This is a genomic window from Gulbenkiania mobilis (assembly GCA_004346645.1).
GTDB classification, from domain to species: domain Bacteria; phylum Pseudomonadota; class Gammaproteobacteria; order Burkholderiales; family Chromobacteriaceae; genus Gulbenkiania; species Gulbenkiania mobilis.
Genome location: SMDA01000001.1, coordinates 479,722 through 494,321 on the forward strand (window position 1 = coordinate 479,722; position 14,600 = coordinate 494,321).

Consider the following 14,600-nt stretch of genomic DNA (forward strand, 5'->3'; position numbering starts at 1 on the left):
CCGCGGCGCGCTTTTCAATAGCCCTGTGTGCGTGCCACTTTGCCCAGTGGCTCGCTGCCTTCTGCCAGGCGCCGCAGGTTGGCCGAAATCTGCTCTACGGCCTCCTGTCGCAGGGTGATGGCGGCCACGTGCGGGGTAATGGTTACCGCCGGATGTCGCCACAGCGGATGCGCCGGTGGCAGAGGCTCCTCGGGAAAAACGTCCAGCTGGGCCGCGCGCAGATGGCCGCTCTCCAGCAGCCCTTGCAGGGCATCCAGGTCCAGCAGGTCGCCACGACCGGCATTGATGACCATTGCGCCCGGCGGCAGCCGGGCAAGGCGGGTCGCATCCAGTAGGCCCCGCGTCTGAGGGGTGGAGGGCAGCACACAGACGAGTACGTCGCTTTCGTTCAGCACGGTGTCCAGCCCTGTGGGGCCATGATGACAGAGGATGCCCGGCAGGGTCTGGGCGCTGCGGCTCCAGCCCTGCACCCGGTATCCGTCGGCCGCGAGCGCACGCGCCACCTGGCCGCCAATCTCTCCCAGTCCCAGCACGCCCACCCGTACCGTAGCCGGCAGACGGGGCGGCAGCATCTTCCACACGCCAGCCGTCTGTTGGCGCCGGTATATATCCATGTGGCGCTGGTAGCCCAGTACGCCGTAGCGCACATACTCCACCATTTGCTGCGCCATGCCGCCGTCGAGCAGACGGTAGATCGGCACCTCTGCTGCCAGGTCGTCACGCTGCAGCAGCCTGTCCACGCCAGCTCCCAGGTTGAATACGCCCTTCAGCCGCGACATGCCGACAAACAGGCCCGGAGGTGGCCCCCAGGTAATGACGTATTCCACATCCTCGGGCCGGCTCAGGCCCTCTAGGTCGTTGAAGACATGCTGTGGTAGCGCGGTGCGGAAAAGGTCGAGGTAGGCAGCCACTTCGCGGGGTGCCGGGGTATGGATCAGGATCATGGATGCAGGGAGCAGGAAACGCCGGCAGGCGACCGGGGAGGATGGATAGAGGGTGTCAGGCGCTTTCGGGCGTCAGACGCTTCTTGAGGTAGATGCGCCGATGACCCGGCGGGCAGTCTTCCAGTTCGCCCATGTAGTCAAAGCCTAGCTTGCGGTAGAAGTCGGGCGCCTGAAAGTCGTAGGTGTAGAGGAACATACCGACGCAGCCCAACTGCCGTGCCTTGGCTTCCACCTCGGCCATCAGGCGACTGCCCAGCCCGTCATGTCGGGCCTCCGGGTGCAGCCACAGGTAGTCGACATACAGCCAGCCCATGCCGGCCTGGCCGAACAGGCCACCCATCACCCGCCCGCTGTCATCACGCGCATAAAGTTCGAAGGCTTCGTAGGCGTACGGCCCGACGTGTCCGGTGTTGTATAAGGTCAGGCCGTCACTGATGAGGGCGCGGGCTGCCGGGTCGGCGCCAAAAGCAAGGTGCAGCGGGCTCTGGGACATGAGACCTCCGTATGACAGAACCGTCAGTGTAGCGGTACCCGACGGGGGCCTGGCAAGGGCCTGCTGTGGCAAGAGGGCCGTGCATTGGCTCAAGTGCCGCAGAAAGTGCGGTAGCCCTCGGCTAGCTCGGGGACGGGTGGCAGCGCATACCGGTCCAGCCCCGGCCGGAAGGTATAGGGCGCCCGCACCACTTCCAGCAGCCGCAGCAGGGGCGCGAGGTCGTCATGGGCACTGGCCGCCAGGAGCGCTTCTTCCACCAGGTGGTTGCGGGGGATGTAGAGCGGGTTCGCGGCCCGCATCCGGGCGGCACTGTCTTGGACACTGCCGGGCTCTTCGGCCAACCGGGCACGCCAGCGGGGAAGCCAGGCGTTCAGCTGGGCCGCATCGGCGAACAGGGCGGTAAGGGGGGCTGCGTCACCCTCGGCCGCGTCTGCCAGATGCCGCCAGGCCAGGGTGTGGTCGGCGTGTGCGGCGGCCAGCAGCGCTACCCAATCGTCGGCTAGCCCTGCATCACCTTCGCGTTCGGCTGTCAGCCCCAGCTTGCGGGTGGCCTGCACCAGCCAATGCCTGCGGTAGCAGGCGGCAAAGCCCTGGATTACCTCGGTGGCGGCCGGTACCGCACTGGCCGGGTCGTCGGGGGCCATCAGCACCAGCAGGGCTTCGGCCAACCTTGCCAGGTTCCAGGGCGCGATCAGCGGCTGGTTGCCGTAGGCGTAGCGTCCTTCCCGGTCGATCGAGCTGAACACCGTGGCGGAGTCGTACGCATCCATGAAAGCGCAGGGACCGTAATCGATGGTCTCGCCGGAAAGGGTCATGTTGTCAGTGTTCATCACGCCGTGGATGAAGCCGGCGTGCATCCAGCGCGCGATCAGTGCCGCCTGCCGTTCGCAGGCCGCCTCCAGCAGTGCAAGGTAAGGGGTCTTGCTGCCGGCCAGCTCCGGGTAGTGACGGGCGATGGTGTAATCGGCCAGCGCCTGGAGTGTTTCGTGGTCGCCATGTGCCGCAAAGAACTGAAAAGTGCCAACGCGGATGTGGCTGGCTGCAACGCGCGTCAGTACCGCACCGGGCAGGGCACGTTCGCGCAGTATGCGCTCACCGGTCGCCACCACCGCCAGCGCGCGGGTGGTGGGAATGCCCAGTGCGTGCATCGCCTCGCCGATGACTAGCTCGCGCAGCATTGGCCCGACCGCGGCCTTGCCGTCGCCGCGTCGGGAGAAGGGGGTGCGCCCGCTCCCCTTGAAGGCCAGGTCGTAGCGGCGCCCCTGCGGGTCGAGTACTTCGCCCAGCAGCAGGGCACGGCCATCCCCCAAGGTCGGGGAGAAACCGCCGAACTGATGGCCGGCATACGCTTGAGCGACCGGCTCCGCGCCCTCGGGCAGCTCTGCTCCGGAGAAAAGCCGCGCCACCATGGCGTCGTCGGTATCGCCAAGTGTGATGCCCAGCTCTTCGGCCAAGGGGGCATTCCAGTAAAGCAGCGCCGGGGCGGGCGGCGTTTCGGGGGCGACAGCGATGCAGGCATCGGGCAGGTCGCGCTGGTAGCTGTGGTCGAATCGTATGCGGATCATGGCTTCACTCCAGCAAAAAGCCGTCCTGCTGGACGGCTTTGGCGTTCGGGTTCAGGCAGTACGCCCCTTGCTGCGTGGTTTGCCCCCGGCCCGGCCCGGTGCGGCTTTGGCGCCGGGCTTGGGGGTTTTGCCCTGCGTGAAGGAGGGCGCAGGCTTGGGGCCCCCCATCTTGGGCGCGCGCGCGGGCGGCGCATCCTGAAAGCGTTTGGTCGGGTGGTGGGCGGTACGCGCCGGGTTGAAGCGCCCCGGCGCAGCCAGGCCGGAACCGGGCGGCCGCGGCGGAATCAGCTGGTCGCGCCGGTTGCCGATCAGGTCGGTGCGCCCCATGTCCACCAAGGCATCGTGGATGATCTGCCAGTTCTCGGGGGCATGGTAGCGCAGCAGGGCCTTGTGCAGCTTGCGACGGTAGCCGTCGCGCACCACATCCACCTTTTCCGAGCTGCGTGACAGCTTCTTGAGCGGGTTGCGGCGGGTATGCCACATGGTGGTGGCCAGCGCCATCGGCGTCGGCGTGAAAGTCTGCACCTGATCGAGCCTGAAGTTGTTCTTTTTCAGCCACAGCGCCAGGTTGACCATGTCCTCGTCGCTGGTGCCCGGATGGGCAGCGATGAAGTACGGAATCAGATACTGCTCCTTGCCCGCCTGACGGCTGAAGCGCTCGAACAGCTCCTTGAACTTGTCATAAGCGCCCATGCCCGGCTTCATCATTTTGGACAGCGGGCCGTCCTCCGTGTGTTCCGGCGCAATCTTCAGGTAGCCGCCTACATGGTGTTGTACCAGTTCCTTGATGTATTCGGGCGAGCGTACCGCCAGGTCATAGCGCAGACCGGACTGGATGTTGATTTTCTTCACCCCCGGAATCGCGCGTGCCTTGCGATAGAGCTGGATCAGGTGGCTGTGGTCGGTGTTGAGGTTCTCGCAGATGTCCGGGTACACGCACGACAACTTGCGACAGGACGATTCGATCTTCTTGTCCTTGCAGTGCAGGCGGTACATGTTGGCGGTGGGGCCCCCCAGATCGGAGATGTGGCCGGTAAAGCCGGGTGTCTTGTCGCGGATTTCCTCGATCTCGCGCAGGATGGAGTCTTCCGAACGGCTCTGGATGATGCGACCCTCGTGCTCGGTGATCGAGCAGAAAGTACAGCCGCCAAAACAGCCGCGCATGATATTGATCGAGAACTTGATCATTTCCCATGCCGGAATGTGCGCGTCGCCATAACTCGGGTGCGGGTTGCGGGCGTAAGGCAGGCCGTAGACGAAATCCATCTCCTCGGTAGTGAGCGGAATCGGCGGCGGGTTGAGCCACACGTCGCGCTCGCCGTGCAGCTGGACCAGCGCCCGGGCGTTGCCGGGGTTGGACTCCAGGTGCAGCGTGCGGCTGGCGTGCGCGTACAGTACCGGGTCATGGGCCACCGCCTCGTAAGCCGGGATGCGGATCACGGTGCGCGCCCGCTGCGCGCGGCGTTCGGCCAACCTTTCCTCGCGCGAGACGATACGCACCGGCTGGGGCGCCGAAGGGTCCGCGGCCGCCTGGGCCTGGCTGGCCTGCTCGGGCAGGTCCTCGTAGGGGCTCAGGTGCGGATCGATACGGCCCGGCGTGTCCACCGTGGTGGAATCCATCTCGCTCCAGTCGTCCGAAGGCCGCCAACCGTGCGGTACCACGAAAGCCGTCCCACGCACGTCCCGGATCTGCGACAGTTTTTCGCCGGCCGCGACGCGGTGCGCGATCTCCACCAGTGCCCGCTCGGCGTTGCCGTACAGCAGAATGTCCGCCTTGGAGGTGGCGAGCACGGATGGGCGCACCTTCTCGCTCCAGTAGTCGTAATGGGCGATGCGGCGCAGCGAGGCCTCGATCGAGCCGATCATTACCCCCACGCCAGGGTAGGCCTCGCGACAGCGCTGCGCGTACACCGTCACCGCCCGGTCCGGCCGCTTGTTGGGCGCGGCATGCGGTGTGTAGGCATCATCCGAACGCGGCTTGCGGTCGGCGGTGTAGCGGTTGATCATCGAATCCATATTGCCGGCAGTCACGCCGAAGAACAGGTTGGGCCGGCCCAACTGGCGGAAGGGTTCGGCCGAATGCCAGTCCGGCTGGGCGATGATGCCCACGCGGAAGCCCTGCGCCTCGAGCAGCCGGCCGATCAGCGCCATGCCGAAACTGGGGTGGTCGATATAGCAATCGCCGGACACGATGATGATGTCGCAGCTGTCCCAGCCCAGCGCGTCCATTTCAGCGCGGGAAGTAGGCAGGAACGGGGCCGTGCCGAAGCGGTGCGCCCAGTATTTCCGGTACGAAAAGATCGGTTTGACGGCAGCGTGTGGGTGGTTCATGGCGGGTGGTGTTTTTCGGAAGACGCGCATTATGCCGCAAACAGGCGGCCGGGGCACGGGAAAACGCTTGTATTTCATCGCACTAGCGCATCGGCGCGCCAGACGGGGGCGGACAGGGCGTACTGCCGGGTGGCAAGGTGCCAAACGGTCAAATGCGTTACAATCGCGCCCATTGCAAACGTAACGCCTTACTTCAGAATAAAAGATGAGCACCGAAAACACGCCGGTTGCGAGCAACTTCATTCGCAACATCATCGACGAAGACCTGGCTTCCGGTAAGTACCGCAGCATCGTCACCCGTTTCCCGCCCGAACCCAACGGTTACCTGCATGTGGGCCACGTGAAGGCCATCTGCATCAACTTCGGCCTGGCCGAGGATTACCAAGGCTCGTGCAACCTGCGCATGGACGACACCAACCCTGAGAAGGAGTCGGACGAGTACGTGCAGGCCATCAAGGAAGGGGTGGCCTGGCTGGGATTCAAATGGAACGGGGAAGTTCGCTACGCCTCGGATTATTTTGACCGGCTGTACGACTATGCAGTCGAACTCATCCGTGCCGGCAAGGCCTACGTGGACGACCTCACCGCCGAGGAGATCCGCCAGTACCGCGGCACGCTGACCGAGCCGGGCCGCGAGAGCCCCTACCGCAGCCGCAGCCCGGAGGAGAACCTCGACCTCTTCACACGTATGCGCGACGGCGAGTTCCCGGACGGCAGCAAGACGCTGCGCCTGAAAATCGACATGGCGTCCGGCAACCTCAACCTGCGCGACCCCGTGATCTACCGCATTCGCCGCGCCCATCACCACCGCACCGGCGACAAGTGGTGCATTTATCCGATGTACGACTACACCCATTGCATCTCCGATGCGATCGAGGGCGTCACCCATTCGCTGTGCTCGCTGGAGTTCGAAGACCACCGTCCGCTGTACGACTGGGTGCTGGACAACATCAGCATCGAATGCCACCCGCGGCAGTACGAGTTCTCCCGCCTGGAGTTGCTGTATACCATCACCTCCAAGCGCAAGCTCAACCGTCTCGTGACTGAAGGCTACGTGTCCGGCTGGGACGATCCGCGCATGCCCACCGTGGCCGGCATGCGCCGCCGCGGCTACACCCCTTCTGGGCTGCGCCTGTTCGCGCAGCGCATCGGTGTTTCCAAGTCGGAGAACATCATCGACATGAGCGTGCTGGAAGGCGCTGTGCGCGAAGAGTTGGAGAGCGGCAGTCCACGCATCATGGCTGTACTCGATCCGATCCGCGTCACGCTCACCAACTTCGAGGCGGGCCTGACCGCCAGCCGCAGCGCGCCCTACCACCCGCATCATCCCGAATTCGGCGAGCGCGAAGTGCCGATCGCGCGCGAGATCTACATCGAGCGCGACGACTTCGCCGAAGTGCCGCCACCCAAGTGGCAGCGCCTCACCCCCGGTGGTGAGGTGCGCCTGCGCTACAGCTATGTGATCCGTTGTGACGAGGTGGTGAAGGACGCCAGCGGCAAGGTAGTGGAGCTCAAGTGCTCGATCGACCACGACACCCTCGGCAAGAACCCCGAAGGTCGCAAGGTGAAGGGCGTGATCCACTGGATCTCCGCCCAGCATGCGGTGGAGGCCGAAGTGCGTCTGTACGACCGCCTCTTTACCGAGCCGCGCCCCGACGCAGTGCGTGGCGAGGATGGCGAATATACCGATTTTGTGCGCTTCCTCAATCCGGGTTCGCTACAGGTAGTGACAGGCTACGTGGAGCCCGTGGCGCTGGAGCTGCCGCCGGAAGCACGCTACCAGTTCGAGCGCATCGGCTACTTCGTCACCGACCGACACGACCATCAGCCGGGCCGCAAGGTGGTGTTCAACCGCACCGTCGGGCTGAAGGATTCATTCGGCAAGTGAGGATGACCGGGGTTGGCCGAAGCTGCTTTGGCCAATCTCCTGCCGCAGCGCACTCGGGCGCCGGGCGTGGCAAACCCCCAAGGGAGAAAACAACATGAAACTGACCGCGAGGACCTTCGGCCTGTCGCTGGTGGCGGTGGCCGTTCTGGCCGGCTGCGCCCAGACTGGCCCCTACCAGCAGGACCGCACCTATCGTCTTACCATCCTGCACACCAACGATCACCACGGGCACTTCTGGAAGAACGCCGACGGTGAGTACGGTCTGGCGGCACGCAAGACACTGGTGGACCGCATTCGCGCCGAGGTCAAGGCCCAGGGCGGCTACACCCTGCTGCTGGACGGCGGGGACGTGAATACCGGCGTACCCGAGTCCGACCTCCTCGACGCCGAGCCCGACTTCAAGGGCATGAACAAACTGGGCTACGACGCGATGGCCGTGGGCAACCACGAGTTCGACAAGCCCCTCTCGGTACTGAAGAAGCAGGCGCGCTGGGCCGACTTCCCGCTGCTTTCGGCCAACGTCTACCAGGGCGGGCAGCGACTGTTCAAGCCCTACCAGATCTTCAATCTCGGCGGTATCAAGGTGGCGGTGATGGGCCTGACCACTGACGACACCTGGAAGCTCGTCAACCCCGACAACATCAAGGGCGTCGAATTCCGCAACCCCATCGAGGAAGCCTCGCGTCTGGTGCCCGAACTGCGTGCCCAGGCCGATGTCGTGATTGCAGCCACGCACATGGGGCACTACGAGGACGGCAGGCACGGCGTCAACGCTGCGGGCGACGTCGAGATGGCGCGTGCGGTGAAGGGCATCGACCTGATCGTGGGCGGGCACAGCCAGAACCCGGTGTGCATGAAGGCCGAGAACGTCACCGACAAGGAATACGTGCCCGGTGGGCCTTGCCGTCCGGACCGCCAGAACGGTGCCTGGATCGTGCAGGCACACGAATGGGGCAAGTACGTTGGTCGCGCAGATTTCGAGTTCCGCAACGGTCAGCTGCGTCTGGTGAAGTACGCGCTGATCCCGGTCAACCTGATGAAGTCGGTCAAGGCCCCGGACGGTAAGGTCGTCAAGACGGCCTACACCGAGCTCATCCCTGAGGATCAGCATATGCTGGCCTACCTGAAACCCTTCCAGGACAAAGGTCAGGAGAAGCTGGGTGTGGAAGTAGGCCGGACTGACGGCAAGCTGGAAGGCGACCGCGCAGTGGTGCGCAAGGAACCGACCAACCTGGGAGTGCTCTTGGCCACCGCGATGATGGAAAAGGCCAAGGCCGACGTGGCGGTGCTCAACTCCGGCGGTATTCGGGATTCGCTGCCGGCCGGCGTGGTCACCTACCGCGATGTGCTGAAGGTACAGCCCTTTGCCAGCACGCTGGTGTATGCCGACCTGAGCGGCAAGGAGCTGACTGACTATCTGGCTGCGGCTGCCCGCATGACCCCGGGGGCCGGTGCCTTCCCGCAATTTGCCGGTGTGCGTCTGCTGATCGAGAACGGCGAACTGAAGTCTGCCCGGATCAAGGGGCAGCCGATCGATCCGACACGTACCTATCGGCTGGCCACCAACAGCTTCGTCGCAGCTGGCGGGGACGGCTATCCCAAGCTGGCGGAGCTGCGCGGTTTCGTCAATACCGGCTTTGTCGATGCTGACATTCTCAAGGACTTCATCGCGGCTCGCTCGCCGCTGCGCACCGCGGACTTCCGTCCCGGCGACGCTGTGGTCCGCAAGTAAGCGCACCAAGCCCCGTACCGGGGCACCCTCCTTCGGCCAACCCGTGCGGGTTGGCCGAAACATTTCTGCCCCCGGTTTTTTCTGGTGGGCCACGGGGGGCTTGACCGCTTTGCTACAATACCAAGTGTTTTTCTTTTTCCACCCGAGGTGAACGCCGTCATGCTGACCCTGTACAACACGCTTACGCGCCAGAAAGAAGTATTCCAACCGATCGAACCCGGCAAGGTGCGGATGTACGTGTGTGGCATGACCGTTTACGACCTCTGCCACATCGGCCATGCGCGCATGCTGGCCGCCTTCGACGTCATCTACCGCTGGCTGCGCGAATCGGGGTACGACGTGACCTACGTGCGCAACATCACTGACATCGAGGACAAGATCATCAACCGCGCGCTCGAGCGTGGCATCACCCCCGAGCAGCTGGTGGAAGAAACCATCGCCGACATGCATCAGGATGCCGCCGCGCTGGGCCTGCTGCCGCCCACCCACGAGCCGCGCGCCACGCACCACGTCGAAGGCATGATTCGGTTGATCGAACAGCTGATCCAAAACGGCAAGGCCTATCCGGCGGCCAATGGCGACGTCTACTACGCTGTGCGCGAGTTCGAGGGCTACGGCAAGCTCTCCGGCCGCACGCTGGACAAGCTGCGGGCCGGCGAGCGCGTAGAGATCGACCCGAACAAGCGCGATCCGCTCGATTTCGTGCTGTGGAAGGCGGCGAAGCCGGGCGAACCCGCCTGGGACAGCCCTTGGGGGCCGGGCCGTCCCGGCTGGCACATCGAGTGCTCGGTGATGAGCTGCCACCATCTGGGCGAGCATTTCGACATCCATGGGGGTGGCGAGGACCTGCAGTTCCCTCACCATGAGAACGAAATTGCCCAGTCCGAGGGCGCGCACGGCCACAAGTACGTCAACTACTGGCTGCACAATGGCTTCATCAACGTGGATGGTGAGAAAATGTCCAAGAGCCTGGGCAACTTCTTCACCATCCGCGACGTGCTGCAACACTTCGACGGCGAGGTGATCCGCTTCTTCATCGTGCGCAGTCACTATCGCAGTCCGGTCAATTACACCGACACCATCCTGCAGGATGCCAAGCAAGGCCTTACCCGTCTGTACACGGCCCTGCGCGGCCTTGAGTTGCCGGCGTCTACCGGCATCGACTGGAACCAGCCGATGGCTGCCCGCTTCAAGGCCGCCATGGACGACGACTTCAACACTTCCGAAGCGGTAGCAGTACTGTTCGAGCTCGCAGGGGAAGTGAACAAGACGCATGACCTGCAGCAGGCACGGCTCCTGAAAGACCTGGCGGGCGTACTAGGGCTCCTGCAGCGTGATCCCGAAGACTTCCTCCAAGCCGGGGCAGGAGAGGGCGAGCTGTCGGCGCAGGCGATCGAGGCCCTGATTGCCGAACGCAAGGCAGCGCGGGCCAGCCGCAACTGGGCCGAATCCGACCGCATCCGTGATGCGCTGCTGGCTCAAGGCGTGGTGCTGGAGGATGGCCCGCAGGGTACTACTTGGCGCCGGGCGTGAACTGCAGGCCGCGCGTTGCGCGGCTTGTCAAGCCTTGTCAAAAGGCGGATAATCCATTGTTTCGCAAGCAGCACAGGCAAAACCCCTGTGCCCGTTACTCTAAGGAACCGTAAATGAAAACCGATATCCAGCCGGCTTACAAAGACGTGACCGTGGCCTGCTCCTGCGGCAACCAGTTCGTCACCAAGTCCACCATGGGCAAGGACAACTTCCACATTGAAGTGTGCTCCCAGTGCCATCCGTTCTACACCGGCAAGCAGAAGATCGTTGACACCGCCGGCCGCGTTGACAAGTTCAACCAGAAGTTCGGCGGCTTCTTCAAGCGCTGATCCGCGCGCGGACCGCAAGAACACCCAAAGGCAGCTTTCGCTGCCTTTTTTGTTGCCCAGCAGTTAAGCTTGCCCTGTTTTCCCCGTTTGCCCCGGTTTCATGCTGACCTACTCCCCACACTCCGACCACCATCTTCCCAAGCCCACCGAGAAGCCGTGGCTGCTGCTACTGCTGTGTTTCATCTGGCTGTGGCCGGGCATCTTCGGCCACGACCCGTGGAAGCCGGACGAGCCCTACGTGCTGGCCGTGGTGGAAACCATGCTCGACACCGGCAACTGGGTGGTGCCGATGATCGGCGACACCCCTTATCTGGAGGCGCCCCCGCTCTATTACTGGGTGGCGGCTACCTTCGGCTACTGGCTGGCCCCGGACTGGCTGTCACTGCCGGACGCGGCCCGACTGGCCACCCCCTTTTTCATGGCACTGGGACTCACCTTTGCCGGTGGGGCCGGACGCGAGCTGGTCGGGCGGCGTCACGGACGCAGCGTAGTAATGATCCTGATCGGCTGCGTGGGGCTGATCGCCACCGGGCACCAGCTCAACACCGCAGTAGCCGCCTTCGCAGGCTTCGCCGCCGCCTTCTATGCCCTTGCGCTCACCCTGCGTGCGCCGGGCTTGGCCGGCGCATTGCTGGCGCTGGCAACGGTGGCGCTGTTCCTCTCCTCCAGCCTGCTGGAGGTCGCCTTGGTGTGGATGGTCGCCCTGGTGCTGCCCGCCTTCCGCGCCTGGCGCAGCAACCGCTACCTGATTACTTTGGGCATCGCGCTCGGCCTCTCGATCCCTGTGTCGCTTTTCTGGCCCTGGATGCTGGGAAGGGCGGCGCCAGCAGTACTGACAGAATGGTGGCAGGTACGCGCGCTGGGGCCGATCAACGGCTTCGGACGCATCGGTCTTTTCCATGACTTTGGCTACTACGGCCTTGTGTCGCTGTGGTACACCTGGCCTGCTTGGCCGTTGGCCGCTTGGACGCTGTACCGCAACCGGCGCTTGCAGCGTCCCCTGCTGCAGCTGCCGCTAATGTTCTTTGCCGTGGTGATCGTGCTGCTCACGCTGTCCGACCGGCAGAGCTCGGAATATGCCCTGCCACTGCTCCTGCCGCTGGCGGTGCTGGGCGCGGTGGAGCTGGATACCCTGCGCCGAGGGGCGGCGTCCTTCCTCAACTGGTTCGGCCTGATGGCTTTTGGCCTGTTCGGTCTTCTGATCTGGGCGGGCTGGGCGGCGATGAACTTTGGCTGGCCCGAGCGGCTGGCACGCCGCGCCGCCTACTTTAGCCCGTATTACCAGCCGGAGGTGTCGCTGCTTGCCGCTGGCTGCGCGCTGGTGGCAACCGCCGCCTGGGTGTGGGCGGTAACACGTCGTCACCTGCGTGGCCGGCAGGCAGTGACCAACTGGGCAGCTGGGATGACGCTTTGCTGGGGCTTGGCGTTAACGTTATGGCTGCCCTGGCTGGACGCCGCAAAGAGCTACCGGCCGGTGGTGGAGCGGATGATGGCTGTGCTGCCGCGCGAGGCGGAGTGCGTGGCCACCGAGAGCAACAACCAAATTGCCCGCATCAGCTGGGCCTATTACGGCGACCTGGTGCTGCGTCCCTTTGCGCGCGAAGAGGCGGTGCCTTGTGATTTCCGGCTCGTGGTGCGCAACCGCGCCCAGGGCTTGGCCGAACCCGGCTGGACCCTGCTCTGGGAGGGTGCCCGCCCGCGAGAGAAGAACGAGCTGTTCGGGCTCTTGCAGCGCACATCAGGCTGACGGCCTCAAACGGAAGAAGCCACCCTACGGGGTGGCTTCTTTCATGGTCCCTCGACGCTGTTAGTGCTGAAGCTGCGGCAGGTTTTCGAACAGCTTGAGTGCTTCGGGGTTGGCGAGCGCCGAGAGATTATTGACCGGCTCGCCGTGGATGACGTTTTTGACCGCCAGCTCGACGATCTTGCCGCTCAGCGTGCGCGGTATGTCGGCGACCTGGATGACGCGCGCCGGCATGTGCCGTGGGCTAGCACCCTGACGGATGCGGTCGCGAATGCGCTGTGTCAAGCCCTCGTCCAAGCGGTAGCCTTCGCGTAGCCGTACGAATAGCACCACCCGCTCGTCGTCCTGCCAGCGCTGTCCAATGGCCAGGCTTTCCAGTACTTCCTCGAATGCCTCCACCTGCCGGTAGATTTCCGCCGTACCGATGCGCACGCCTCCCGGATTGAGCACCGCATCGGAGCGCCCATAGATGATGACACCGTTGTGGGCGGTGATCTCCGCATAGTCTCCATGACACCAGATGCCGTCGAAGCGGCTGAAGTAGGCACTGCGGTATTTCTCGCCCTGCGGGTCGTTCCAGAATCCGACCGGCATACTGGGGAAGGGGCGGGTGCAGACCAGCTCTCCCTTCTTTCCCACAACGGGTTGCCCGTGCTCGTCGCGGATCTCCACCGCCATCCCCAGGCCGCGACATTGCAGCTCGCCCCGGTACACCGGTAGGGTGGGGCAGCCCAGTGCGAAGCACGACACGATGTCGGTGCCTCCGGAAATCGACGCCAGGTTGAGATCGGCCTTGATCGCCCGGTACACCCACTCAAAACTCTCAGGCGCCAGCGGCGAGCCGGTGGAGAAGAGGGCGCGTAGCTCGGTCAGCGACCAGTGCCGTATGGGTTCCAGCTCCAGCTTGCGCAGCCCGTCGATGTACTTGGCCGAAGTGCCGAAGTGGGTGCAGCGGTAAGCTTGAGCATAGTCCCAGAGGATGCGGCCGCCGGCCGCGAAGGGCGAGCCGTCGTACAGCAGTAGGGTGGCACCCGTGCCCAGGCCGGAGGCCAGCCAGTTCCACATCATCCAGCCGCAGGTGGTGAAGTAGAACAGGCGGTCGCCGGCGTGTATGTCGCCGTGCAGTTGGTGCTCTTTGAGATGCTGCAGCAGTGTGCCACCGTGCCCGTGCACGATGCACTTGGGTTTGCCAGTGGTGCCGCTTGAGTACAGGATGAAGAGAGGGTGATTGAAGGGCACACGTGCGAACGTGAGCGGTCCGGCAAGATAGGGCGCGGTGAAGGCTTCCAGGCTGACGGCCTTGGGCACGGCAGCGGCAAAGGCCGATGCATTGTCCAGATAAGGCACTACCACCACCTTGCGTACCGAAGCCAGCCCTTCGGCCAAGCGTACGACCTTATCCCGGATTTCCACCGGCTTGCCGTTGTACCAGTAGCCATCGGGGCAGAATAGCACCACCGGTTCGGTCTGGCCGAAGCGGTCCAGCGCCCCGTCCACCCCGAAGTCGGGTGAGCAGCTGGTCCAGATGGCGCCGAGGCTGGCGGCCGCCAGCATGGCCGCGATGGTTTCGGGCATGTTGGGCATGAAGCCCGCCACCCGGTCGCCCTGCTGCACGCCGGCGCCCGCCAGAGCCTGCTGCAGTTGTGATACCAGCGCGCTGAGCGCCTGCCACCGCATCTCGCGCTTGACCTTGTCTTCACCCCAGAAGGCAATGGCCAGACCGTCGTCATGGCGGCGGAGCATGTTCTCGGCATAGTTGAGCGCAGCGTCCGGAAAGAAGCGCGCCCGCAACATGTCTTCGGGATCGGACAGCAGCGTCTGCCCCTTGTTGCCGATGACGCCGGTGTAATCCCATACCAGCGACCAGAAACGGTCGGGCCGCTCGCAGCTGGCCTGCCACAGGCTGTGATAATCGGGAAGCGCCTGGTCGAAAGCTGTTTCGGCCAAGCGCGTGAAGGCGGTGAGATGGGCAGCCGCCAGTCGATGGGCGTCCGGCTGCCAGAGTGGGGCGTCTTGCATGGGTCTCCTCCCGGTCTTGCGC

General features: G+C 64.4%; 10 protein-coding genes. 5 read left to right on the top strand and 5 right to left on the bottom strand.

The genetic code is table 11. The features are described 5' to 3' along the window. Positions 1-14 precede the first annotated feature (14 nt). From EV669_RS02330 to EV669_RS02345, 4 genes are all read right to left on the bottom strand, one after another. The gene (locus EV669_RS02330; protein ID WP_132097778.1) at positions 15-944 is read right to left on the bottom strand and encodes a 2-hydroxyacid dehydrogenase; all 930 of its coding nucleotides are present in this window, start codon (positions 942-944) and stop codon (positions 15-17) included. A gap of 55 nt (positions 945-999) precedes the next feature. Next, positions 1,000-1,437 (bottom strand): GNAT family N-acetyltransferase, encoded by a 438-nt coding sequence (locus EV669_RS02335; RefSeq protein WP_054284997.1) that lies wholly within the window; start codon positions 1,435-1,437, stop codon positions 1,000-1,002. Between the two features lie 89 nt (positions 1,438-1,526). Further along, positions 1,527-3,002: a protein adenylyltransferase SelO gene (locus EV669_RS02340; protein ID WP_132097779.1), complete on the bottom strand. Its 1,476-nt coding sequence runs from the start codon at positions 3,000-3,002 to the stop codon at positions 1,527-1,529. Between the two features lie 51 nt (positions 3,003-3,053). Continuing rightward, a complete protein-coding gene (locus tag EV669_RS02345) occupies positions 3,054-5,333 on the bottom strand; it encodes a YgiQ family radical SAM protein (RefSeq protein WP_055433574.1) in 2,280 nt (759 codons plus the stop codon). Positions 5,334-5,538: 205 nt separating this feature from the next. Here EV669_RS02345 and EV669_RS02350 point away from each other — a divergent pair, with 205 nt between their 5' ends. From EV669_RS02350 to EV669_RS02370, 5 genes are all read left to right on the top strand, one after another. Continuing rightward, positions 5,539-7,221, top strand: a complete 1,683-nt coding sequence (locus tag EV669_RS02350) for a glutamine--tRNA ligase/YqeY domain fusion protein (RefSeq protein ID WP_132097780.1) — start codon at positions 5,539-5,541, stop codon at positions 7,219-7,221. A gap of 94 nt (positions 7,222-7,315) precedes the next feature. Beyond that, complete coding sequence (gene ushA, locus EV669_RS02355; protein ID WP_055433576.1) at positions 7,316-8,953, top strand: bifunctional UDP-sugar hydrolase/5'-nucleotidase UshA; 1,638 nt, start codon at positions 7,316-7,318, stop codon at positions 8,951-8,953. Between the two features lie 159 nt (positions 8,954-9,112). After that, positions 9,113-10,486: a cysteine--tRNA ligase gene (cysS, locus tag EV669_RS02360; RefSeq protein WP_132097781.1), complete on the top strand. Its 1,374-nt coding sequence runs from the start codon at positions 9,113-9,115 to the stop codon at positions 10,484-10,486. A 113-nt stretch (positions 10,487-10,599) separates the two neighbouring features. Next, positions 10,600-10,815, top strand: a complete 216-nt coding sequence (gene rpmE / locus EV669_RS02365) for a 50S ribosomal protein L31 (RefSeq protein ID WP_054284991.1) — start codon at positions 10,600-10,602, stop codon at positions 10,813-10,815. 100 nt (positions 10,816-10,915) lie between these two features. Beyond that, a complete protein-coding gene (locus tag EV669_RS02370; RefSeq protein ID WP_132097782.1) occupies positions 10,916-12,562 on the top strand; it encodes an ArnT family glycosyltransferase in 1,647 nt (548 codons plus the stop codon). A gap of 60 nt (positions 12,563-12,622) precedes the next feature. Here the strand turns inward: EV669_RS02370 and EV669_RS02375 are convergent, their stop codons facing one another. Next, positions 12,623-14,578 (bottom strand): acetoacetate--CoA ligase, encoded by a 1,956-nt coding sequence (locus EV669_RS02375; RefSeq protein WP_132097783.1) that lies wholly within the window; start codon positions 14,576-14,578, stop codon positions 12,623-12,625. Between the last annotated feature and the right edge of the window lie 22 nt (positions 14,579-14,600).